We start from the raw sequence: 25,210 nt of genomic DNA on the forward strand, positions 1-25,210 counted from the left end.
TGTCGGAAACGGGCGTGGTGTTGGACCCCTTGGAAGCGAACGAAGGGACCTTCGAGAACGAGAGGCGGTATGATGTGGATCTCCTGCCGGTGGAGATAGTGCCGGATTGGAACCGTGATGGAATGATCAATAATGAGGATCGTGGGAAAGTTTCAGAAGAGAATCCGTGGAGATTTTGGAGAAATAGCGACGATGATTCAGGAACAGAGGGTGGAGATGATATTCAGGGTGCCGATGCCCCTGACTATCAGGACAGTTTGGTCGATGGCGTCCGCGACCTGGTGGACTTCTTCCCGGTTCATTTCGATCTGAAGGCTGTCTTGGAAGCACTGCCAGAGACTGAATATCAATATTTCCTCAAGCACGAATCCCAGTCCACCACCTTGGGCGGTGCAGTGCCTGTGCCGTCGTTCAATGTTCTCTGGTATCTGGAAGCGGATCTCGAAGCGGATCCTACGGGAGGGAACGGCGTCGGTTCTTATCTTAAGAATCTGGTGCGGGCGCAGGATATCGCGGGCCGAACCTCCAATCTGATTCCGCAAAACGGCCTGCAAATCCCCGAAGACATGCTAACTGCTGCCATGGAAGGCAAAGGCGTCGCGCTCTTCGAATCCCGCCAACCTACGGACAACCCCATCGTGATCGAGATTCGAAAGAGCGATGGAAGCTCAGTCGCGGAGATCGAGATGCCGGTGAGAATCCTGGAGGTGGAATCCATGTTCCGCTCCAAGTTCCTCAACGAGAATCTTGGTGGTGGCACACAAGGCGGGGTGCCACCGGAGCCGGGCAATTGGCCTGACGCCGACCGCAACGGAAAACACTTCATCTTCGTCCACGGGTACAACGTCAGCGGCGAGCAAGCACGCGGCTGGAACTCGGAAATGTTCAAAAGAATGTTTTGGAGCGAGTCTAATGCGATGTTCACGGGCGTCGCCTGGCACGGCAATGAGAGCCAGCTGGGAACGGCCACTCCGGACTACTGGCGTAACGTCCACAACGCGTTCCAGACATCGGAATCGGTGGCCGACTTCGTGAACGCCCTGCCCGGCGGCGGAAAATGCATCGCGGCGCACAGCTTGGGAAACGTTGTGGTCAGCAGCGCGATCAGGGATCACGGCCTGTCCGTGGCGAATTACTACATGGTGGACGCTGCGGCGGCGATCGAGGCATATTCGTTCGCCAGCACCTTGGGAAATGCCGAGATGAGCCACCCCGACTGGCGGGTATACGACCAGAAACTCTGGTGTAGCGAGTGGTATAAAATTTTTCCGGAATCAGACAACCGTCGCAAGAAAATGACGTGGCGGGATCGGTTCGGTGCGATCCCAAACGCCTACAACTTCCACTCGACCGGCGAGGAGGTGCTCAAGAACGGTGACGGGACTGTGCCGGGAACCATAGGGGTTGCCACGAGCGGAGGTGTCCGAGCATGGGTGAAGAACGAGATGTCGAAAGGGTTCTCGTTTGGCACTGGAGGAGGTCTTTTTCATAACGGCACCGGAGGCTGGGATTTCAATGGTTATTGGGATGTGACAACCTGGTATCCGATGGTGGGGCCGGTGACGGGGCGCCGCCCCCCGGCACAAGCCGCAACGATTCCACTCGCTGATCTGGAAGAAAACCCGTTCTTCGAGCCCTTCGAGAACGAGAAATTCCACGATCCGGCCCTTGGTAGTGCCGAGGCCGGGAAATACGATGAAGTCAGCAAAGCCCTCGCTGAATCATTGCCCGCCCTCACCTTCGCGGCGGGATCGAATCCAATCCAGATTTTCAATACGCGAAACATCGACATGATGGGTTTGAGAAATGGGTGGCCAGAGGCCAGAACGGCACCCACTGTCGATCCTGATCTCAGGGGCTGGAGACATTCAGATATACGTAATATGGCTTATCTGTACACTCATAAGGTTTTTGATGAGTTCATCAATCAAGGGAAACTTGACCAATGAAAATAAAACTGTTTTTTGTGACGTTAGCAACCTTGTCTGTGGCAAGCTGCGAAGAAAATGCCCATCCCTGCAAATTCACCGTTAAAGTAGTCGATGATCAGGAAATGCCCGTTTCCAACGCTACAGTCGGCGTCTCAACCTTTTTGAAGTGGGAGCCTGGCCAGGGTTTTGGAGAGGATATCTACGACACGGAAAAAAGCCTTTCTGATCTAACTGGTGAGGCATCGTTCAGTTTCCAAAGTAAAACCGGGAAGATCGGCATCGGGGTAGATGCGGGAGATGACTATTACCGCTCGAACTGGCCACACTACAAATTCAAGCAAGTCGTCTCCGGACGCTGGATCCCCGAGAATCCGACGATCCCGTATGTGCTCAAGAGGAAGCGCGATCCGATTCCCCTTTACGCGAAGACCTACATCATCAACCACACCACCATCCCCAAAAAGAACGAGAAATGTGGCTACGATCTGGAGAAAGGCGATTGGATCGCCCCGCACGGCAAGGGCGTGACACCCGACATCGTGTTCAATCTGGAGGTCAACAGGGACAACGGAGTTTACGACAATGACTGCACACTGAAGGTGGCTTTTAGCAACGAGGGTGATGGCTTGATTAGCTCCCCGAAACCCCTGAACGAGGGAAGCGAACTCCGCCTCGACTATCTAGCGCCTGAAAAAGGCTACAAACCCACGCTGAGCATGACGGCTTCCACCGACCTGGCGGATAAGGTGCGCCACGATGGATTCGAAAGGACGCGGAATTATTACCTTCGTGTCAGAACCAAGCTGGATGAAGACGGCGAGTTGATTCGTGCCAACTACGCCAAGGTTCACGGTGATTTCGAGTTTTGGTATACCGGCGACATGAGGTTCACCTACTACTTCAACCCGACTCCCAACGACCGGAACCTCGAGTTTGACCCAAGTAAGAATCTCTTCCAAAATCTGGAAGACGCCATGCGCGTGAGTGATCCCTGACCAGACATCCCGCGCTGTCGCTGAAATCGATGCCACCCCGGCTGTCCTGCAAACCCGCTGCGGCATTCTGGCTGCTGGCCTCGTATTCGTTGCGCTCAGTTTGCAAAAAATGGCCAGCGCAGTCATCATGCCTCCTCTACCCGCGTTGGTGGTCCGGGGGCAGTCGTTGGGCCTCGTGGCTCAGCTGGGGATGTCCCTCAGATCGTTAGAAACGGTGGCAGCCGGTCGGGTTGAGATTCATCGGTTGGTGGCTTCCTGACAAGCCTGCTCCTGCCCCGCGCTTTCGCTCGGAGCGCAGGACGAGGGCGCGGCGTCTGCCGCGTCCGAGGACGGAGCGCAGAGCGACAGCGCGGTCGCCAAACGGGGGAGATCACCCGCATGCCGCACCTTGCGGAAGCCTGCTTCGGCCCACAGCAGCCCCGTGGCCATCCAGCGCGGCACCATGTCGGCCTTCTCGTTCCAGCGCTTCACGTTGCCGCTCTGCGCACGCCAGTTGCGGATCACGTTCTCGATGAGGTTCGTGCTCAGAAACGTGGTGTTGAGCGTCGCGGGCACCTCGAGATGATGAAAGGCCAGCAGCGCTCCACGCCTTTCCTTGAGCGCCACCGCCGCTGCGGCGTTGCGCTCGCTGACGAACTCCAACAGCTCGTCGAACGCTTCTTCCCCCGCTTGCCGCCCTTGGGCTTCCCGTAGCGTTTTGAAGAGTCGGTCGATGTCGGCCCGGTCGCGTTGCCGGACTTTCTCACGCAGGTTTGATTGGGCGTGGACCATGCATTCCTGGCGCACCGAGTCCGGCCAGCGCCGCGATACGGCCCTCTCAATCGCCGCGCTCCCGTCCCGCAGCACCAACAGTCGGCGGCTGGCTCCCGGAGCGAAACCCCGCTTTTCCAAGCCGTCGAGCAGCGACGCGACCACTGCGGCGCTCTCCGAGGAGCCAATCTCGAAATCCAGCATCCGCTTGTTCCCCTCCGCATCGATGCCCACGGCAATGACCACACACAGCTCGCGCGTCAGCCACACTCCGTCGATCAGCAAGGCCAGCCAGTCGGCGTCGTCGAGACGGTGACCCCGCAACAGGGAGAGTTGCTCCCGGCTTTTCTCAACCCACATGCGCGACGCCTCGCTCTTGCTCACCGCTCCAGCGAAAGCCCGCTCCACCCCGCGCACCGGCATGCCCTGGGCCACCGCCGCCACAACCTGATCGAACATCCCCTGCGGGCTCGAAGCCGCCTCGTAGGTCGCCAGGCGCACCTCGCTATTGGTCTCGTGACGCACCCGAGGGCGCCGGATTGCCTCCTTCTCTCCGTCGAGGAACGCCACGCCACGCTCGGAACCGGCACGGTGGCATGCATCCTTCGGGTCCGGCCGGTAACGCGGTCCGCACAGGGCTTCAACCTCCTCGGCCATCGCTTCAAGCAGACCGAGACGGACCACTCCCTTCAACATTTCGCGGAACCATTCCGCCGCTTCGCGCTCTCCGCCTCGCAGGAACGCCTCCTTCAGTTTTTCGTGGTTCACGGTGGTTGGTTGGTTTTGGTTTAGCAACGCCACGCTGACGCGTGGCACCAACCAGCCACCACCTCATTCTATCGATTCATGGGACGCTTCCGGCTGGCTTTCCGTCACCCTCGAGGCCGAAAACGAGCTTAATCTAGTGCCATTCAGGACTGACCCCTTGGACTTGGAAGGTAGTGAGGCGACAGGCCTTGTGAGAGTAGGACGCCGCCAGGTAAACGCCCGGCATTTTCAGGGATGAAAATGTCGGGCTCTTTTTTTGTCCGTGGAAGGGGGATCGCCAGTGTGCGATAGGCTTGATGGGGCTGGGGTGGTGGAGTCGTGCTGGGTAGGTCGAAGCCTGATGCGAAGCGAATGAAGCGGAAGATGCGAAAGTTTGACGACGATGAGTTCGTTTCATAGGTTTGCAGATTCTATGGTTGCTTCTCGTCTCATCATTCTTGGCATCAGCCTATTCTGGGTTGGGGTTTCTTGGGCGGGTCCAGAGATGGATGCGGTGATGGTGGAGGGCGTGCGCACGATTGACCGTCGGGTCGCATCGTGGCTTAAGGCGGAAAAGAAGAAGGTTCCTGAAATCAGTGACGATGCTGTGTTTTTGAGGAGAGCTTTTCTGGTGACGGTGGGTCGCATCCCGACGGCGGAGGAAGCGAGGGCTTTTTTGGATGACACGGATCCTGAGAAGCGGCGGGGTCTGATTTCGCACTTGGTGCATGCTCCTGGATACTCTTGGAGCATGACCAATTGGGCTTTCGACCTGCTGCGGGTGACGGATCGAAAACCGGGATTCAATGGGAGCTTTGAGCCCTACCGTGCTTGGGTTGCTCGGGCAATGGTGGAGAACCGTCCGTGGGACCAGTTCACCCGAGAGGTCATTGCTGCGAAAGGAAACCCTTGGAGTTTGGAGGGTGCACCAGTGGGCTATTATCTGCGGGACCGTGGGATGCCTCTAGATAATCTCGCCAATACGACGCGGATCTTTTTGGGGTCGCGAATGGAGTGTGCCCAGTGCCATGACGACCCGTTCGGGACGACAGAGCGTCGCGATTTTTACGAGCTTGCTGCTTTTACTCACGGTTTGCATGAGGCGGATCGCAGTCCGATGCGCCCGCTTTGGGATGAATTGGAGGAGGGTGATCGGCGCGATAGCTGGGAGTATCGGGTAGCGCGGGAGCTATGGGACCGGATTTACGGAATGAGTGTGGTCGGCGGGGGTGAGGGTCGGATTCGTTTGCCCGAAGATTATCAGTATCGTGATGGCGATCCTGGCGAGTGGATTGGGGGGCGGACTCCGTTTGGGAAGACGGTGCGGATGTCGGAACGCTCTCAGGCAAATGATGGACGTGCTCAGTTGGCGGAGTGGGTGACGGAGCGGACGGGGGAGCAGTTTGCTTCGGTGATTGCGAATCGGATGTGGGCGCGGGTCATGGGTCGACCGTTGTATGATCCTGTGGACGAGTATCAGGATGCAGAGGACACGAGGTTTCCGGAATTGGTGCGGGATTTGTCGCGTTTGATGGTGGCGTTGGACTATGATCTCCAGCGTTTTCAGTGGGTTTTGCTCAATACGCGGGCGTTTGAATTTGCTCCGAATCCGGAGGTGGGGAGATTTGGCAATGGAGAGGATCTGATGGGTCGGCCGTTGGCGCGGCTGGCGGCGGAGCAGATCTGGGACTCGCTGGTGACTTTGGCAAAAGGAGATCCAGACCAGGTGGAGGTTCCGACCTCAGATGGGCGATTTCGTGTGAACGGGCGCTTGGTGGGGGGAGGAACGCTGAGCTACGAAAATGTCTATGCTGAGGTGATGGAGTTGGGGAGTGAGGCGGCTTTTCGAAAGTATTTCGCGGACTTGGTGAAGGCGACCCAATCCGAAGGAAGCGGGGGCGGGGAGGAGAGTTCGATGGTTGCGATGGGGCCGAGGGGAGGGAGTGGTGGTCGAGGCGGGTTGGTGAGGGCTTGTTTTTTGCCAAGTCCGGCACCACGAGATCATCTCTTGTATGTGTTCGGGCAATCGGATCGCGAGATTGTGGAAGGCGGGAGCCGGGAACCGAATGTGGGTCAGGTGCTGACTCTGATGAATGGGTTCGTTCAAAAGCAATTGGTGGAGAACGGGGACGCCCAGGTGTTCACTTGTTTGGAAGGCGTGGAGGACGCACGGGAACGGGTGCGGCGAATTTATCTGGCGGTTTTGGGGCGGCCGCCCACGGACGAGGAGTTGAGCTGGATGATGGATGAGGTGCGAATTTCAGGGAGTGAGGCGTGGAGGAACATTGTCGCAGTGCTGGTGATGTCCTCGGAGTTTGTATTTATTCAATAGTAATGATAAGTGATGAAGGGTGAAACAGATCGGTGGTCGCGGAGGAGTTTCATGTCAGGTGTGGCATCAAGCGTTCTTGGGGTTCGAGTGATTCCCTGGTTGGCGATGATGGCCCCGACGGCCCACGCAGCGGCTTCGAGTGGCTCAGCGAAGAGGGTGATTTATTTGTTCATGTCCGGCGGCATGAGCCACCTTGATACCTTCGATCCTAAGCCGAAAAAGAAGGACGTGATGGGGCCGATGGAGGCGATTGCGTCAAATGTCGACGATGTCTTTGTCGGCCAGCATTTGCCGGAAACGGCGAAGGTGATGGACAAAGTATGCGTGATCAATTCGATGACGTCACGGCAGGGAGCCCATGAACAGGGGACCTACATCATGCATACGAGCTATGCGATGCGGGGGACGATTCAGCACCCTTCTTTGGGAGCTTGGGCGATGAAGATGAGTGGGCGAATCAATCCCGAGATTCCGGGATATGTGGCGATTGACTCGTCTCAGGAGGTCACGAGTGGAGGCTTTTTCGGCGCCAAGTATGCGGCGGCTCCGATCGGAAGCCCGGAGGCAGGTTTGAAGGACGTGCATCGCTCGGGGGCGGTGAGTGAGGACGCTTTCGAACGGAGGTTAGCTCTGGCGGATCGATTGAACGAGAAGTTCCATGGTCGATTTCAGAATGCGGATGTGGGGGCCTATCAGGAGCTTTACCGAGAGGCGACCCGGTTGATGAAGAGCGAAGATTTGAAGGCATTCAATTTGGCGGAGGAGCCGGAATCGATGCGGAAGCTTTATGGTTCGGGAAGGTTCTCCCAGGGGTGCTTGTTAGCCCGAAGGTTGGTGGAGCATGGTGTCCGGTTTGTGGAGGTTCAGCTGGGTGGCTGGGACACGCATTTTGATAATTTCGCCGGGGTGAGGGGACGTTGTCAGGAATTCGATCAAGCGTATGCGGGTCTGCTGCGGGATTTGGAATCACGTGGGTTGTTGCAGGACACCTTGGTCGTCGTAGCCACGGAGTTCGGAAGGACGCCAGAGATCAAGGAGGAGCATCAATTGGGGCGAGATCACCATCCTTCTGCATTCTCTTGTCTGCTGGCGGGGGGTGGGGTGAAAGGGGGGATGCGCTATGGAGAGACGGACTCGAAGGGGGCCAAGGTGCGGAGTCAACCGGTCGAGGTTCAGGATTTTAACGCTACGATTGCGCATGCTTTAGGAATTCCCCATGAGCAGGTGGTCATGTCACCGAGTCGGCGCCCGTTCCGGATCGCGGATCAGGGGCAACCTGTGATGGAGGTATTTGCCTGAGGGATTCTCCGCAGGGCGTCGAAGAGGCTGGCCGTGATGGACGGATAAGGGTTGAATCGGCCATTCTCCATGAAGGGCTGTAGGCATGGTGGCGTGGTTTGGACGTGGTTGGTCCGGATGGGTTTCGGGCTGATGGGTGCGGTGGCGGGGGCTGCAGAGCTTCCCCGCTTGGATCCGTATGCGCCGGATGAGTGGACTTTGCATCTATGGCATCTGGACGAGAGCAGGGCACCGTTTTGGGATTCGGTGAAAGGGGGATTTCATCTCCAGGGGTTGCTCAATGGCGCGGAAGCAGGCCAGGTGGGTCTACCAGGAATGGACCGATGCGTGACTTTTCACCGAGATGCGGGCGGGGTGCGGGGAAGCATGGATTTCAAAGGTGGAATTCTCTTGGGAATGCCGGGGCTGGCCGATGGAGATGCCGACAATGCTCCACCGGATTTCGGATATGCCGGGGAGGATGGTGCCTTCACGGTTGAAGCTCTGGTGAAGTTCGATTTGTTGCCATGGGAGGCGGGAACGACGGCGATGAGCGTGGTTTCAATGGATGGAGAGGGCGACCATCGGAGGTTCAATTTTCGGGTGGAGAAGAGTGGCTTTCTGGCTTTTTTGCCGCTTTCAGGAGGGGGCGGGGCGTTGGCAGCGATTCCGATATCCGGGGTTCATGCCATTGAGGTGGGAAAGTGGTTCCATGTGGCGGTGAGCTATGACGGCAACGAGGGGACGCCGAATAATCTGGCGTTGTATTGGACGCGTTTGGACGCTGGAGAGAAGGAGGCCCATCTGATTGGCAAGGGGAGCATGGTCGAGGATTTGCCGAGAAGCCCGGGTGATTTCGCGATCGGAAATGAAGCTCGCGAGGAGTATGGGATCGGTGAAGCTGAGCCGTTCGATGGATGCATTGACGAGGTGCGAATCAGTTCGGTCGCGCGAGCCGCGGACGAGTTTTTGATGACGCCGGTGGAAGACCGAGGCGGAAGGGTGGCACGGGAAATCGGACCTCATCAGGCGGGGCCGCCACAGGTGAAATTGACGGGGATTCGAATCGATGGTGACCCCGTCAGTCGACCTTTGATCCCACATATGGTGCTGCCGCCGGGGCCACATCGATTGGACTTCGACTACGAGTTGATCCCCTTGTCGGGTCAGCGTCCGATCGAGGTGCTGGCGCGAATGAAGGGAGGAGATGAGCGGTGGCGGGACAGTGTGCCGGGAATGACCTTGATTGCGGAGGTGTTGGATGAGGGAGGGCGCGCGCTGTCGGTGATCCAATTTGCGATGAGCGGTGCGAGTCGCGGGTGGCGGACGGGATTGGAGGACTCGGAGTGGGCGATGCGTCATGAGCCGATTTTCATTCCACCGGAAGGAAAGGCGTTGCGAATTTCCCTGACCTCGGGAACGGAAGACACGACCGGCTTGGCGGTGATCGATGATCTGCAGTTGATGATTCGCGGGGCGGATGGGGGAGGCAATTCACTGTGGTCCAACGGATCTTTTTCAGAAGGAGTAAGAATTGAGGATCCAGATGGGGTTCCTGAGGGGTGGCAGCGATCAGGCTCCGCACCGACGATTGGGCGAATGGTGACGTTGGGCGGCAACACGATGTTGGCATTGATCGATGGCGATCAGGCCGCGAGTGGGAGTTGGTCTCGCACCGAAGTCCTGCCCGAACTGGGGGAGGAAGGAGCGACGCTGCTGTTGAAGTGGAGAGAGATGTTCAACGTGATCGGGGGAAGCACTCGGCGCTCGACCTTTCCCAATGTCCCGTCCGGGTCTTATGATTTTGAGGTGGCTGCGGTGACGACGGACGAAGCTCCGGTGGGATATCATCTGTTGTATCCGTTTGAGATTCGATTTCCGTTCTGGAGTCGGCCATGGTTCTGGGGGCTTGCGGTGGGATTGATTGCGGCATCGGTGGCCATTGGGGTGATCAGTGATTTGCGCCGCCGCGCGAGTCGGAGGCTATCGGTTCTGAAAGTGAAGAATGCACTGGCATCGGATCGGGCACGGATTGCCCGAGACATGCACGACGATTTGGGTACCCGAATTACGCGACTGACTATGAATGCGGCGCTGGCCAATCGCGATTTTGCGCGGGAGCCGGGTGAAGTGCCACGGCACCTGGGGAATCTGTCGGCTTCCGCGCGTGAGCTGGTGGAAACGATGGAGAGCTTGGTGTGGGCGATCGATCCCGCGAATGACAGCTTGGATCAGTTGGGGGAACGCCTGACACGGATGGCGGAGGAGGTTTTCCAGGACAGCGAAGTGCAATATGATCTGGAGGTTCCGTTGGTTCTTCCGGAGTGGCCGCTGCGTGCGGAACCGCGCCATCACTTGGTGTTCGCGGTGAAGGAATCGCTGCACAATGTGGTTCGCCATGCAGGTCCTTGCCAGGCGTGCCTTTCCATGAGGTTGGAGGAGGGATGGTTGAAGATCCGCATCGAAGATGACGGCAGAGGATTTGAGAGAACCGAGCGCCCTTCCGGAAATGGGCTCGGCAATTTGCGACATCGCATGGAGAGTGTCGGGGGGATTTGCCGAATCGACAGTTCTCCAGGCAAAGGAACCCGCGTGCAGTTGGACTGCCCATTGGAAAGCTTGTTGAGAGATCCGAGGAACGTATGAAAACCGAGACGAAAAGAACCCTGGCTTTGGTGGAGGATGACTCCGATTTGCGGCGTACTTTGATCGAGCTTCTTGCGGACGTGGATCATTGGGAGGTGGTCGGCGCATTTCCCAACGCTGAGGTGGCTGGGCCAGAGATCGTTCGTCTGCAACCGGATCTGGTGTTGATGGACATTCAGCTACCGGGAATGTCGGGAATCGAGCTGGCGGCGGCCTTGAAGTCCACTCTGCCGGAGGTGAGAATCCTGATGCTCACGGTTTACGACCACAGTCAGCGGGTATTTGATTCGCTGGCTGCGGGAGCCTGCGGATATTTGCTGAAGCGCGATGTGCCCACTCGACTGCGAGCTTCGCTGGAGGAGGCATGGGAAGGGGCCTGTCCGATTTCGAGTTCGGTGGCCCGAAAGGTTTTCCAGCACTTCGTCCAACCTCGCCCGGTTGATCGGGGAGAAGAGTTTGATTTGACCCCGCGCGAGCGAGAGACCTTGGACCTTCTTGCCAAGGGCAAACTCTATAAGGAGATCGCCTCCGATTTGGAAATCGGGGTGGAGACCGTACGATATCACCTGCAGAACATTTACCGGAAGTTGCACGTGCGAACTCGGACGGAAGCCGTGGTGAAGTACTTCGGTCAGTAGGCGATCCCCCCTTTTTGTGGGAGATTTGGCGGAGAGGAAGAGCAAGCGACCGCATTCGATCCATGAATGGATGGTGGGCGCTGTTTTCTAAGTCGCTTGTGAACAGATGAAATGGGGATCCGAGCCGTGAGGGAGGGGGAGCGGCGATTGCCGAGGTGGTGGCAAGGTCCTTTGTGGATGGTGTCTCGGGTGAGGAGCTTTTTTGACATCGAGGCGTCCATGGGAAGGATGGTGGAATTCAAGACCTGGGGTGGTGTTGAGATTGCAACGGAGATTTGACTTTTTTAACGGATGACAATGATAGCCTGTGGAACGAGGACGGTGATGCGCCTGATCGGCGTGTTGTGGATGATGGTGGTGATGGTGCCTCCTCTCGGCGCGGCTCCCACCCATGTGGTTTCAGAGGAACCGGTGTCGGTGGAGAAGCTCGGCGACGGCGGGTGGTTGGTGGATTTTGGCAAGGTGACTTTCGGAAATCTCCAAATTGCAGCACCTGAAGGGATGTCCGGTGTGGTGGAGGTGCGGTTTGGCGAAGCCTTGAAGGACGGAAGGGTGGATCGCAAACCACCTGGAACCGTGAGGTACGCGGAAGTTCGTCAACATCTGATCGGCGGGCAAAGCCTTCGTGTGGCGCCCCCAGCCGATGCTCGCAATACGAAGCAACCGGAAGCGATCCTGACACCGCCGGAATGGGGAGTGCTGTTTCCTTTCCGCTGGGTGGAGCTCCACGGATGGAAGGGGGATCTGACGCTCCAAAATGTGCTGCGAAATTCTGTGTTTCTTGAGTCCTGGAATGATGAAGCGGCCTCGTTCGAGTGTTCTGATCCCCTGATTCAACGGATTTGGGGTCTGTGTAGGGACTCGATCAAAGCAACGTCTTTCGCGGGAATTTACGTGGATGGTGATCGGGAACGCATCCCTTATGAGGCGGATGCTTATCTGAATCAGTTGAGCCATTACGCGACGGACACGGATGTGGAGATGGCCAGGGATACGTTTGATCACCTGCTCCGGCATCCGACCTGGCCGAGCGAGTGGGGGCCTCACATGGTGTTCATGGCGTATGCTGATTGGATGCATACGGGAGACCGTGAGGGTCTTGCTCAGCGCTATGAGGCTGTGAAATCCAAGTTGCTGATGGAACGGGTCGGGCCAGATGGATGGGTGACCAGCAATGAAAAGCAACGCAGCTGGAATGATATCGTCGACTGGCCTCAGGGCGAGCGAGATGGGTTTGAGCACCGGGAGGTCAATACGGTGGTCAACGCGTTTCACCTGAGGGCAGTTCAGTTGATGGGGGAAATGGCCCGGGCCTTGGGGAAGGAGCAAGAAGCGATGGCCTATGAGTCGCGTTTTGAAGAGCGAAAGCAGGCTTTTCAGGAAGCCTTTTTTCTACATGGCCGCGGAGCGTATCGCGACGGGGTGGGAAGCAATCACGCCTCTTTGCATGCGTCGATGTTCCCGTTGGCCTTCGGGTTGGTTCCTGAATCTGAGCAGGACGCGGTCGCGGAGATGCTCGTGGATCGGGGGATGAAGTGTTCGGTATACGGAGCGCAGTATCTACTGGAGGGATTATTTCAGGCAGGTCGGGGAGATGCGGGGCTTGGTTTGATGACGGCGAAGGGGGATCGGAGTTGGCGGCACATGGTGGAAAGTGGAACTACGGTGACGTGGGAAGCGTGGGACCAAAAATACAAACCGAATCAGGATTGGAACCATGCTTGGGGGGCTGCCCCTGCAAATCTGCTACCTCGATTCATTCTTGGGGTGGAGCCGGCGGAGCCGGGATGGTCGGTGGTCAGGATGGCACCCGTGCCTTGTGGTCTGAACGAAGCGAAGGGAAAGGTTCCGACCCCTCGGGGTCCGGTGGAGGTGCATTGGAAGAAAACAGGCACTTCGTATGGGCTGAAGTTCTCCCTGCCTGAGGGGATGAAAGCGCGGGTTTTGTTGCCTTACCGGGGTTCGGGGAAGGTATCTAAGGAAGAGGTACCTCTGCCCACACGAAGGGAGGGGAAGTGGATCCGAGTGGTCCCCGAGCAGGAGGGTGCAGGAACTCTCCTTTTGCGTTGATTGCGAGTGGATCACGGCGAATGAAAGTCGTGAATGGAAAGAGGGATATCCCTTCATTCGGAGGGTGCCTGAAGCTGTCCATACCCCATTTGTTTTCCGCTCGCTGAAATTTCTCAGTTGATAATACGTATGAAAAGCGAGTAATGGTTTTCTCGTCAGCCGATAAGAACCGCTACCCTTCAAGGGTTTGCAGGCTAAGCGACTGAAACACACAGATTTCCCTGCATCTTGGGTTGATACAAGGGATACTTGGCGGTTCGGATGTGCACGTCCGAACCGCCTCTGTTTTTTAAGGGGGGATGATCGACTCTGTCGTGATGCCGTTTAGGCAGGAAGTGCTGGGGAAACGGCAGGGGAGGCACGTTTCTGGAGTCGCATGAGCCCGAAGGGCCGGAGAGGATCCGGGTTCAGGGCCGTTGCTTTGCGTGAAGGAATTTGAGGGCCGCTTCGGTGCGGCAGTTGACGTGGAGCTTCTCGTAGATCTGGCGGAGATGCCAGCGCACGGTCTCGATGCTGATTTGAAGCTCCTGGGCGATCTCTTTGTTAAAGAGCCCTTTGGAGAGAAGCTGGAGCACTTCGTTTTCGCGGTTGGAAAGGTGATCGATCTGGTGGGCACGGGTGGGGACCTCTCGGAACGATTCGACGACCTTAAGGGCGATGACAGGAGTCATGGGGGCACCGCCATCGAGCATTTCTTCGATGGCGCGAACGATGTCGGAGGGACTGCTGCGTTTCAGGATGTAGCCACTGGCACCGGCTTTGAGGGCATCGAAGATTTTCTCACCATCTTCGTAGATGGTGAGGATGAGGACGCGGGCCTCAGGCTGGAGGTTCTTAATCCGAGCGGTGCACTCGATGCCGTCCATGCCCGGGAGGTTGATGTCCATCATCACGAGGTCAGGACTCAGTTCGGGGATCTTGGCTTCGGCATCCTCTCCGGTTTCGAACGAGGCGATGCACTGGCATCCAGAGATGGAATTGACCAATTCGGCGAGGCTCTCACGAATGGTGGGATTGTCTTCGACGATGGCGATGCGGGTCATGGGGTGGCGGGGTGACGTTGGGACTGGGGTGCTTCGAGGGGCAGGGTGAGCTGAATGGTGGTGCCTGTGGAGCCGCTTTCAAGCTCCATGGTTCCACCAACACTTTCCATGCGACTCCTCATGTTGCCGAGGCCATTGCGCAAGTGGGTTGCGGTGTTGGGATCAAATCCCAGCCCGTTGTCGATGACTCGGGCGATGATGTGAGTGGGAGAAACGGAGAGCTGGAGCTTGATTTCGGTAGCGTGGGCGTGTTTGAGGGCATTGTTGACGGCCTCATTGACGGCCATCAGGAGGTGGTGACGTTGCCGGGAGTCCAAGCTGCGCTCCGGGATGTCGCCGTCGATTTCGAAGCGCCCGCGCAGCCCTGCGGCATCGGCGCTTTCTCGAACTCTTGAGCAAAGGTAGTAGAGTGTGGAGGAGAGAAGGTCGTTGGCGGGATTGACGGTCCAGACGATTTCGTCGAGCGACTTGGCCATGTGTCGGGCGCGACTGACGATTGAGTCGACCTTGTTTTTCTGGTCGCCTGCGGCAAGGGAGTTGGAGAGGAGGGTGCCGATGAGGTTGACCTCAGTGAGGCTGGCACCTAGATCATCGTGGAGGTCACGAGCAATCCGCGAACGCTCGGCTTCGACGCGTCTTGCCTGACGAAGGGCGAGAACTTTATGGCGAACTTTGCGAAGGGACCAAGCTCGGATTCCGATGCCTGTAGCCGTCATAAGGAGCAAGAGAACCAGCATCTGAAAGGGGGCGGTTTCCCAAAAGTGCGGGATGACGACGAGGTCGATGCTGGCGGTGGAGCCGGAGCCCTCTTCGGTTTCGACCACGCGAGCTTCGAAGCGAAATTTGCCGGGCGGCAGGGATGCGTAAGCGATCGAGCGGGAACCTCGTAGTTCCTGCCATTCGTTTTCCAGGCCGGACATGCGGTATCGAATGACCCGGTTCTGTGGATGGGTGAACTCAGGCGCGGCGAGTTCGATGCGCAAGGTGCCGGACCCGGGTTCGAGGCGGAGGGGCTCAGAGGGAGAGAGTCGGGAGCGTTTCCAAAACACTCCGGAGTCGTTGGCGGCAGATTCGATATAGAGAGGGACCGTGGTTTGGGATTTCTCGATTTCGGCGGGATCCAAGCGAATGGCGCCTGAAGGGAGCGCAAACCAAAGGCGTCCTTCCGGATCGGAATCGCAGAGGTTGCCATATTCACCGGTAAATTGAGGAGAAGGCAGACCATCGCCGCGGCCGAGCACGAGCAATCCTCCGGCCGGTGTGTTGGGACGAGTGGGGTCCATCCGTTGCAACCCCGTATCGGTGCCTAGCCAGAGACTGCCATTTTGGTCCTCAAGGATTTGAGAGACGGTCTGACTGACCAACCCCTCGGCAGTGGTCCAGTGCCGAGGTTCCGGGTGATTGAAGCGGTAGAGCCCTTGGCCCAGGGTGCCCACCCAAATGGCCCCATCCCGGGTCTCCAACAAGCAGGAGGCAAGGATGAGGTTTCCTTGGTTGGGGTCGTCGATGCGATCCCAGCTGGATTTCTGAAAACGCCAGAGACCGTCCCCTGCGGTGGCGACCCAGATGCGTTGTTGAGTGTCTTCGAGGACGTCGAGAATGCGCCGAAACGAGGGCATCTCAGGAGTGGCAGGTCCTTGATTGCCCTCAGCGGTCCAGCGCTCGATAAAGGCGTGCGGGCGGTCTCTTTCTGAGCTGCCGCTCAGTACGGTACCGTCGTGAAATTCGAGCAGGCTGGAATACGGTTCGGAGGGGTCGGAACTGGGAAGCTGGTCGAGTTGCCCAGAGGATCGATCGAATCGGTAGATGCCTCGATCGTAAGTGGCCACCCAGACGGAATCATCGCCTCGGGGGAGGAGAGCGCGAACTGCTCCAAATGGGCTCCCCGAGACATCGGGGATCGATTGCACAAAGTTGTTCCCTTGGAGCTGGAAGAGGCGCCCGCCATCGGTTCCCGCCCACACGCTCCCGTCTGGTCCCACGGCGACGGAGGTGGTGACTGTGCGCCCCAATCCCTCGGGAGCCGTGAATGTTTCAAACCACTGGCGGCGGAGGAGATTGAGACCTCCACCGTTGGTTCCCGCCCAAATGAGTCCCTCCTGATCGAGGGTGAGGCAGCGCACGTCGTTGAGCGAAACCATGCCCATGCGGGCGTCGAGGACCGACCATTGCTGGTCCCGGTAGAGGAGGATTCCGGAGTCGCGAGTGGCCAGCCAAAGTTGGCCGTTGTCATCGGGCCGGCAGCTGAAAACAAAGGTGTCGGGGCCGGTGGGGAGTTCGGAAATGACGTTCTCCCAGCCGTTGGCTTCTTTGCGGTAGAGCACTCCATTTCCCGCGACCCAGAGATGCCCGTCAGAGGTGATGCAGAGGTCACGGAGGTCCTTGCCAATCCATGGACCCGGGACGGTTTCCACCGAGGTCAGGGAGGCGGGATCGATGCGGCAGAGGCTTTCCGAGGAGAGAACCCAGAGGTGCCCGTCAGGGAGTTCACTGAAAGCTCGTACATCGGGGAGATGGACCGGAAGAGAAACTTCGTCGAGCTGCCCGTTCTGCCATCTCCAGCAGGCGCGATAGGCGCCGATCCAAACGGCCCCATCATGGGTGGTGCCGAGCGAATAGACGATCTGACCCGTCGTGCCCGGGACGGGATGCCAACGATCCCCCTCCAGGTAGGCAGCACCGTTGTTGGTGCCTGCCCACACGCGCCCCTGGGAATCGAGTTCGACCGCATGAACTTGGGTGCCGGGGACGCCTTGAGCGAGGGAGTGGATCTCGAAGTGAAGTCCATCGAAGCGAGCCAGTCCGTTGCCCGTGGCAACCCACAGGAAACCCTCGGCATCCCGGATGACATCACTGACGACGTTGCTGGGCAGTCCGTCGTTGGTCTGCCAAAAATCGTTGAGGTAGTCGGCAGCCTTGGCGGGAAGGAAAAGGGCGAGTGCGCAGAGCAGGGTAGTGCGCTGCGAGAGATGGAGGAGGGCCCGACGGAGCCATGGGCAAAATGGTGGGCCACTTCGGTTCATGTCGGGCGCGAGCATAGACGGTGGAGTGGGGATGGAAAACGGGAATCGATCTCGAGATGGGTGTCACAAAACCCTCCTCATGTGGGGGTATGCGAAACATCACCTTGGGATATCATGGCATGAGTCGAACCGGATCTATGTTTCCGGAGTTTCGACGAACCCGGGGAGGCATCAACCATCTCCCCGAAAGATCCAGACCCAGAACCCCATGAAAAACCGACCCCATGGTCGATTGCGCTGGCTGATGCCTGCGCCCCTCGTTGCGTGTGCCCTTACGGGTGGAGCGAGGGCGGCCTTTACAGAAATCGACAGCTTTGAGTCACGCACACTCGGAGACATCAACGGCCAAGGCAGCTGGGTAGCTGCCACGACGACGGCGAATGTCGTCGCAGAACCCGGACGCGCTTATAATCAGGTCCTTCACCATACCGGTGCGGGAGATGCCGGCGTTCCTTGGCCCGTTACCATTCCCGATACCGGCAGCGGAACCTATTTCTTCCGGGTCCGGGCAGTGGCCTTGAACAATGATATTTCGATTGGCGCTACCAATGTCGCCCCGACGACGACGACGATCACCAACTTTGCGAACTTTCAGGTGCAACCGAATGCGGTAGGATCCGCTTTTCGTGGGCGCGATGCAGCGACGCTTTCGGTGGTGGTGCCGAACATGGTCGTCGGAGCTTGGTATGACGTTTGGACGGTGATTGATAACACGACCGACAGCTACCGGATGTTTCTCCAAAGCGATGACGACCCGGCCTATGCTACCCAAACGGAGTATTTTCCGCCGGATGGGACTTGGAATTTCCGAACGGCTTCGACGACGGCCATTTTGGCGACTCAGCTCACTTCGAACTCGGGAAGTACCTCGGTTTACATCGACGATTTCTATGTCGACGTGACCGGTTCCAACCTTGCGAACCCCAGCCCGACTCTCGTGGATTCGGATGGGGACGGGATGGCCGATGCGTGGGAAATGCACTATTTTGGTGACTTGAGCCCTACAGCGATCAGCGATTCCGATAGCGACGGGCTGACCGACCTTGAGGAATACCAAGCAAGCACGGATCCGACATTGACGGACACCGATGGCGATGGGCTGAGCGACGCAGAGGAAGTCTCGGGCTCTCTCAATGATTTCTTCCCGCCAGAGACGGATCCTCTTGATGCCGATAGTGATGACGATGGCCTGACGGATGGTCAGGAGGTGCTGGGAACCCTGAACACTGCCTTTTCGAATGAACCGACGGACCCCAATTCGGAAGACACGGATTACGACGGTTATCTGGATGCCGACGAGTTGACCTTTGGGACCGATCCCAATGATGGCCTGGCAGTTCCTGAACTTCATGAGTTGGTGGGCCTGAGCAAACGCAACGGCAGCTTTGAAACTCGTAGTGGCGTGGCCAATGCCACCAACTACAAGCTCGGCTGGGACGGGGCAGCTCCGGACAATATCGACAACTGGACGACCTGGACGGAGCAGACCACCACCTCGACAGATAGTGGTGTGGAAACCGGGAACGTGACCCACGGCAGCCTCAAAGGATTTTGTCAAATTGGCAACGGAGCAAAGAACCTGACGCCCTATTTGGCACGGGCTGGTGATGTGCTGCGTCTGGCTTACGATCGGGTCAACGGATACACCACGGGAGATACCTTCTTGGTGGTGGACGGGACGAGCTTGTCGTTGGGCTACATTGCCCTGCCAGGTGCTCCGGCTCAGGAGGACACCTCCAATGGAAGTTATACGCTGACGTATCGAATTCCGGAGGGCAGTGTGGCGATCGGCCTACCGGTCGGCGTGGGCATTCGCAATAACGCGGCAGCGGCGAGCTGGCCGGGTTGGGACAGTGTGGTGCTTTCCGTCCAAGAACGGGATTCCGACGGTGATGGTTTAGGGGATTTCTGGGAAGACCAGTACTTCGGCAATGCGGACGACAACCCAACGTCGATCGAACTTGCCCTCCAAACCGGAAGCGGTGATGCCGACTCAGATGGCTACACGAATCAACAGGAGTATCTTGGAGGTTCTGATCCCGCGGATGGATCCTCGGTACCAGCGGATAGTGACGCCGATGGCTTGGATGATGCCTGGGAAATCGACAGCTTCGGCAGCCTTGAATATGGCGCAGAGGATGATCCCGATCATGACTTTGCCACCAATGCGCAAGAGGAAGCGGCGGGAACACTTGGCAGCGATGCGGGGGATTGGCCGGATTCCGATGGCGACGGCATGGGCGATGCCTGGGAGTTGCTCCACGGACTCAATGTCGGCGTCAATGACGCGGCTCTCGATGCGGACATGGATGGGAGCAGCAACCTTGCGGAACACGATGCAGGCTCCGATCCTCAGGATGCAGGTTGGACTGCAACGCGGGCCCAACTGAAGCATCGGTGGAGTTTCAACGGCTCCCTCGAAGACTCAGTGGGCGGCTCGGATGCCCAGATCATCGAAGTCGGCGCCAATGATGCGACGCTGACGGCGACCGGGGTGACTTTGACCGGTGGGGCGAAGGGTGAGAGCGACTACGTGCAGCTGGGCAGTCACCTTATTGGCGGCTCAGAGATTCCGGTGACGATTGAGATCTTTGCCACTCAGCACAGTGTCCAGAACTGGGGTCGGATCTTTGATTTTGGAACGGATGTGGGAACCACCGGAGCGGCGAACAACTACTTGTTCATGAGTTGGACCGTCGCGACCGATCTTAACAGCGACAAGGTGGCGTGGGATCCTGAAAACGGAAACGAGAGCGCGATCAGCGGCACCAATGCACCGTATCTCCTGGATGTGCCGTATCACATCGTCTTGACGATCAATCCTGCCTACAATGCGGGTTTGCTGAGTGGTTCAGAAGTCACGTGGTGGAGTGCTCCCTTGATCGGCAGCCAACCGAATGGTCATCCGCTGATGGGGGCGAAGGGCTCCTTCATCACCACGCTCCATCTCGCCGACTTGGTCGATAGTGTCAATCTGCTGGGTCGGTCGATGTGGCCGGATGCCACGGCGAATGCGACTTACGATGAAGTGCGGATCTGGAATGGCGTTCTGGCCGACGATGAGCGGGAAACCCTGCATTTGGTGGGAGCGGATAGCACAGATCGCAGCGACGCGGATGGCGATGGCCTGCCCGATGCGTGGGAAATGGCTTATTTCGGCAACACCACCACGGCGACGAGCGCCGCTGGGGATCCGGATCACGACAGCTACACCAACCTGGAAGAGTTGGTGGACGGAAGTGATCCGATGGACGTGAATTCGACTCCTCTTGATCGCGATGCTGATGGACTTGAGGATGAGCTCTTCGAATTGGCTTACTTCAATAACCTTCTGCAAAATGGTGATGATGATCCGGACGGAGACTTGATCGACAATGCCACGGAAGCGGAGTATTTCACGGACCCGACGGACGCCAATTCGTCGCCGGACAGTGATGACGACGGATTGCCCGATGGTTGGGAGATGTTGAACTTCGGTTCGCTCGCACAGTCGGGCACCGGAGACTTCGACAACGATGGTGACAGCAACCTGACGGAGTATCAAAATGGCTCTGATCCGACGGATCCATTCTCCTCGAGTGATTCGGACGGTGATGGTCTTCCGGATGGCTGGGAGCGGTTTTACTTTGGCGACTTGGACGAGCTGGCCGCGGGGGATCCCGATGGCGACGATTCGGTCAATGCCGCAGAGTACACGGCGGGTACGGACCCAACAGATGGGAACGATGTTCCGGATCTGAATGGGGATGGGGAACCCGACGGCCACCTGTTGGTGGGAATCGACGTGCTCGGTACGACCTCGTTCAACACCGGTTTGCATTGGGACGACTCCCTAGCACCCGTGGCGGGCTCGAACTACATGGTTTATGGAGCTCCAGGTTCGACCTATGGCAATGGCCTGAGAACGGTCGCCGATGGCGATAGCACCTTTGCAGGGGATCTGTTGGCCTTGTCGAGAAATGGAGACGTCGATGCGACCTTGGTGATCAAGTCGAGTGGGGTGACGACCATCCCGCATCTCATTCTGGATGGAGCCTTGCTCAATCAGGCGGCTGCGGCGGTTTGCACTTTGACGGGCACTACTTGGGAAGTGACCCGTAGCTCCGAACTTTGGGCGAACAATCTGGGGATGACGGTCAACGCTCCATTGAGTGGAGTGGGCCCGGTGAACATCACCGGAGTCAACACCGTGACACTGGGCGGCGTGAATACGCTCAGCGGAAACTATGTGTTGGGCAGCCACACCGGTACCACGGGACAAACCCCCACGCTGGCATTGGCGTCGACAGGCAGCATTCGCTTCGCACCGGGAGCGAGTGGAGTGTCCAACGCCATTACCGGGACGGGTAACGTGACCTTGGACGGCAGCTTCGTGCTCGATCTAAGTGGCGCAGCGACGGCGGAAGGTTCCAGTTGGGACCTGATCACCTCGACGGGAACGCTGACAGTGAATGCGAGCTTCTCGGTGAGTGGATTCGCAGCTGATTCTGCAGCCGTAGGAAGTCGTGTCTGGACCCAAGGGGGCTACTCCTATGATGAAAGCACCGGGGTGCTCAGTGTGGGGAGCTCCGCTGATGGAGATGGCGACGGAATGGACGACTCCTGGGAGACGACCTATTTCGGCGGCACCAGCGCGACGGGTGGTGGTCCGACAGAGGACTATGATGGCGACGGAACTGACAACCTAACGGAGTATTTGTTGGGATTGATTCCGAATGACAGCAGTTCTCGCTTTGCGGCATGGACCTCAGATGCCAACGGATCCACGGGAGGCTTCACTCTGAGTTGGCCGAGCCGTGAAGGGGTCACCTTCCGCATCGAACGTTCCACTCAACTGGGGAGCTGGGTGACGGTGGCGTCTGGAGTACCAGCAGCGACCGGAGGGACGGTCACCAGCTATACCGATGCTGGCGCCCCGACAGGAAAGTCATTCTATCGAGTGGTGCTGGAATGAAATCAGGTGTCTGGAATCGAGACACCCTACGCTGATGCTTCCTTCGTGGCGGTCCGGAACGCAAGATCCGGGCCGCCTTTTCTTTCGACACAGGCTCCGAGCTCTGTCCCTTTCCCTCTTGTCATCTCTATGAATGCTTTCACAGCCGTGCTTTTCCTGGGTTGTTCGTTGGGTTTCGCCTTTGCTGGCGAGATACCCGAGTTGCCTGGATGGAAATTGGTGTGGTCGGATGAGTTTGACGGGGAAGGACGGCCGAATCCGGAGTTCTGGGAATTTGAGCAAGGATTCGAACGCAACCGGGAACTTCAATGGTATCAGCCGCAGAATGCGGAAGTGAGGGATGGAATGCTGAGGATTGAAGGTCGCCGCGAAAAGGTGGTGAATCCCCATTGGGTAGAGGGCTCGCGGGACTGGAAGAGGCAACGCAAGGAAGCGCAGTACACCTCGTCATCCTTGATCACCCGTCCCGAACACTCTTGGACCTATGGACGGTTTGAAATCCGGGCTCGATTCGCGGCCCGCCCCGGGCTTTGGCCTGCCATCTGGATGACGGGTCACGGACGTTGGCCCCATGCCGGGGAGATTGATATCATGGAGTTCTATCAGGACACGATCCTTGCGAATTTCGTGGAAGCGAGTCGTGAGGGTCGGGATGTGTGGAACGACTCCCGACATCCGTTGGCGGATTTCGATCCGGAGAGCTGGGATGAGAGATTCCATCTTTGGGTGATGGAATGGACCGAGGAATCGATCGAGATTTCGCTGGATGGAAAATTGCTCAATCGGCACGACTTGACGCGTCCTTATCCGGGGACGGATCCGACATTGAAGCCCTTCGCCGCGCCCCAAAGACTACGACTGAACCTCGCCATCGGAGGCCAGGGGGGGGATCCTGCGGAGACGAGTTTTCCGCAGGTGTACGAGGTCGACTACGTCCGGGTTTACCAGAAGGCACCGACCTCGGAGGAATAGGAGAAATCAGGAATCGGCGATGACGCGCAGGCTGTATCCGTGCAGTTCTTCGTCTTCGACGAGGCGTGCGAGTTCAAAGTGGCGGCCTTCAGTGGTGAAGCGCAGGGGGGTGGAGCTGTGCTGGATTTCGGCCAAGCGTTCAGGGAACCGCTCCATGTCGGTTTTCCAGACGGATAGTTCATCCAGGGTGGTGAGGTGCGACAGGCCGTCGTCGAGAGCGGAGCGATTGCGGTAGACGATCCTGCCATCGGGATCGGCAAAGACGAGAGGCTGGACGGTTTCCTCGTGGGCAATTCGGAAGCGTCGTGCAGCAGGAGTTTCGACGAGTTCACGAAATCCCTGAGAGGTGATGACGATGTCGATTAGGGTGGAGCGGACGACTTCCGCCATTTCGGTTTCGCAAGGGGTCCAGGGAGTGCTCTTCTGGGTGACTTCCTCGGCCCATTCCGCAAAGGAGTTGCGAGGGCCGATGCGGCCATCGCTCTTCAGTACGGTGGTTTCCGTAGGGTTGCCGGCCCAACGGACATTCTTGCGTTGTTCCTTGCGCAGGAGGAGGAGGCAATCGTCGCGAAAAGCGGAGAGGGAAATCCAAAGGCCACCGGCGTAGGGAGCGAGGCCCGCGGCGTCCTTCAAGCTTCCGGTGAGATGGTGGGTGGCGTGGATACGGTTACGAAGCTGGGGCCCGTTGGCCTGGATAAAGGATTCGACTTCCGCAGGCGGAATGTCGCCATGGGAGATGTAGGTGGTACCATCCAGGTGGAGGACCAAGGCGTCGGAGCGCATCGTGCGAAGGATGTCGGAGGAGATCGACATCATCACGGGAGCCCAGTCGGTGGTGAGGGTGACGCACTGGACGAGCTTGTTGGCAAGTCGTGCGCAGGCGAGTTCGTCTTTAAGCCGTTGCTCGCGAGCAGCGCCGGCGAGGTCGACGGCGAGGTGGCCGGTGAGGGCGGAGACGCGGGATTGATCGCGCGAGGTCAGGGGGCGTGCCGTGCCGTGGTGGCAGGAGATGAGGCCCCAGAGTTTGTGATCGACGCGGATGGCGGTGACCAGGCTGGCGGCAACCTCCATGTTGCCGAGGTATTCGATGTGAACTTCGGCGGGTTGGCGGAAGCGGGAGAGTGAGAGGTCGAGGGGTTCGGCGCCGTGCACGGGAACCGGTTTGGCGGCAATATCGCCGATCAGGCGGAGGTCATTGCGAAGGAAGAGCTCGCGTGCGGGGCGAGGGATATCGGTGGCCGGGTAGCGCAGCCCGACGAAGGGTTCCCAATCGCCGCGTCGAGCTTCGGAAACCACTTCTCCCGATTCGTCTTCGTGGAAGCGGTAGATCATGACGCGGTCGAAGCCGGTCAGGTCGCGGATCCGAGTGACGACGCGTTCGAGTTTTTCGTCGAGGGTGGGCAGGGTCTCAATTTCCTCGAGGCATTCTTTGACTTCGAGGTCCCAGTCTTCGGCGACGGTGGGGAGGGGATCTTGGCAATCCCATTCGAAGACGAGGCTGCTGCCGGAGAGGTAGACCCATGCCTGAATGGGGGGGCCTGAGAGGGGTTCAATGACGGCGGGCATCGGACCTCTCCCGCGCCAAGTGCCGCAGCGCCGCTGGAGAGCGGAGAGATGGGAGAGGGGGACCCAGCTTGCTGGATGATGCTCCATTTGGGAGCCGGTAATGGCCTCGGTGCCTTTGCTGCCGTGTGTGAATGTCCCGGCCGCGAGATCGACGGCCACGAGGGCCTTGCCACTCTGAATCTGGCCGATCAGATGGATCTGGATTTCATCGCAGGGCTGATGAGATGGGTGGCAGGGAAGGGGTTCAGTGGTCATGAAAAAACGC

The 25,210-nt window shown here is 58.3% G+C and carries 13 protein-coding genes; 9 read left to right on the forward strand and 4 right to left on the reverse strand.

Going from position 1 to position 25,210, the window contains the following annotated elements; translation table 11 throughout:
* The first annotated feature begins 74 nt into the window (after positions 1–74).
* Together HNR46_RS18390 and HNR46_RS18395 are read left to right on the forward strand one after the other, a co-directional pair.
* The gene (locus HNR46_RS18390) at positions 75–1,949 is read left to right on the forward strand and encodes an alpha/beta hydrolase family protein (protein WP_184021619.1); all 1,875 of its coding nucleotides are present in this window, start codon (positions 75–77) and stop codon (positions 1,947–1,949) included.
* On the forward strand, positions 1,946–2,926 hold the full coding sequence (locus HNR46_RS18395) for a hypothetical protein (RefSeq protein WP_184021621.1): 981 nt from the start codon (positions 1,946–1,948) through the stop codon (positions 2,924–2,926). The genes HNR46_RS18390 and HNR46_RS18395 overlap by 4 nt, the downstream gene beginning before the upstream one ends.
* A 237-nt stretch (positions 2,927–3,163) precedes the next feature.
* On the opposite strand, the gene HNR46_RS18400 is transcribed toward HNR46_RS18395, so the two are convergent.
* Positions 3,164–4,444, reverse strand: a complete 1,281-nt coding sequence (locus HNR46_RS18400; RefSeq protein WP_184021623.1) for an IS256 family transposase — start codon at positions 4,442–4,444, stop codon at positions 3,164–3,166.
* A gap of 412 nt (positions 4,445–4,856) precedes the next feature.
* On the opposite strand from HNR46_RS18400, the gene HNR46_RS18405 reads away from it, so the two are divergent.
* From HNR46_RS18405 to HNR46_RS18425, 5 genes are all read left to right on the forward strand, one after another.
* Positions 4,857–6,755 (forward strand): DUF1549 domain-containing protein, encoded by a 1,899-nt coding sequence (locus tag HNR46_RS18405; protein ID WP_184021625.1) that lies wholly within the window; start codon positions 4,857–4,859, stop codon positions 6,753–6,755.
* A 51-nt stretch (positions 6,756–6,806) separates the two neighbouring features.
* A complete protein-coding gene (locus tag HNR46_RS18410) occupies positions 6,807–8,054 on the forward strand; it encodes a DUF1501 domain-containing protein (RefSeq protein WP_246418202.1) in 1,248 nt (415 codons plus the stop codon).
* Between the two features lie 69 nt (positions 8,055–8,123).
* Positions 8,124–10,679, forward strand: coding sequence for a LamG-like jellyroll fold domain-containing protein (locus HNR46_RS18415; protein WP_184021629.1), 2,556 nt, complete (start codon positions 8,124–8,126; stop codon positions 10,677–10,679).
* On the forward strand, positions 10,676–11,317 hold the full coding sequence (locus HNR46_RS18420) for a response regulator (protein WP_184021631.1): 642 nt from the start codon (positions 10,676–10,678) through the stop codon (positions 11,315–11,317). Before HNR46_RS18415 ends, HNR46_RS18420 begins: the two co-directional genes overlap by 4 nt.
* 291 nt (positions 11,318–11,608) lie before the next feature.
* Positions 11,609–13,387, forward strand: coding sequence for a family 78 glycoside hydrolase catalytic domain (locus HNR46_RS18425; RefSeq protein WP_184021632.1), 1,779 nt, complete (start codon positions 11,609–11,611; stop codon positions 13,385–13,387).
* Between the two features lie 407 nt (positions 13,388–13,794).
* On the opposite strand, the gene HNR46_RS18430 is transcribed toward HNR46_RS18425, so the two are convergent.
* On the reverse strand, positions 13,795–14,430 hold the full coding sequence (locus tag HNR46_RS18430) for a response regulator (protein ID WP_184021634.1): 636 nt from the start codon (positions 14,428–14,430) through the stop codon (positions 13,795–13,797).
* Entirely contained in the window at positions 14,427–17,453 is a 3,027-nt protein-coding gene (locus HNR46_RS18435; protein WP_184021637.1) for a sensor histidine kinase, read from the reverse strand. Before HNR46_RS18435 ends, HNR46_RS18430 begins: the two co-directional genes overlap by 4 nt.
* Before the next feature lie 208 nt (positions 17,454–17,661).
* On the opposite strand from HNR46_RS18435, the gene HNR46_RS18440 reads away from it, so the two are divergent.
* Positions 17,662–22,407 carry a hypothetical protein gene (locus HNR46_RS18440; RefSeq protein WP_184021640.1) on the forward strand — a complete coding sequence of 1,582 codons (4,746 nt, stop codon included), beginning with the start codon at positions 17,662–17,664 and terminating at the stop codon, positions 22,405–22,407.
* Positions 22,408–22,536: 129 nt separating this feature from the next.
* Positions 22,537–23,379, forward strand: a complete 843-nt coding sequence (locus HNR46_RS18445) for a glycoside hydrolase family 16 protein (RefSeq protein WP_184021643.1) — start codon at positions 22,537–22,539, stop codon at positions 23,377–23,379.
* Between the two features lie 6 nt (positions 23,380–23,385).
* Here the strand turns inward: HNR46_RS18445 and HNR46_RS18450 are convergent, their stop codons facing one another.
* A complete protein-coding gene (locus HNR46_RS18450) occupies positions 23,386–25,200 on the reverse strand; it encodes a GAF domain-containing protein (protein ID WP_184021646.1) in 1,815 nt (604 codons plus the stop codon).
* Positions 25,201–25,210 lie beyond the last annotated feature (10 nt).

Source organism: Haloferula luteola, from assembly GCF_014201715.1.
In the GTDB taxonomy this organism is placed as follows: domain Bacteria; phylum Verrucomicrobiota; class Verrucomicrobiia; order Verrucomicrobiales; family Akkermansiaceae; genus Haloferula; species Haloferula luteola.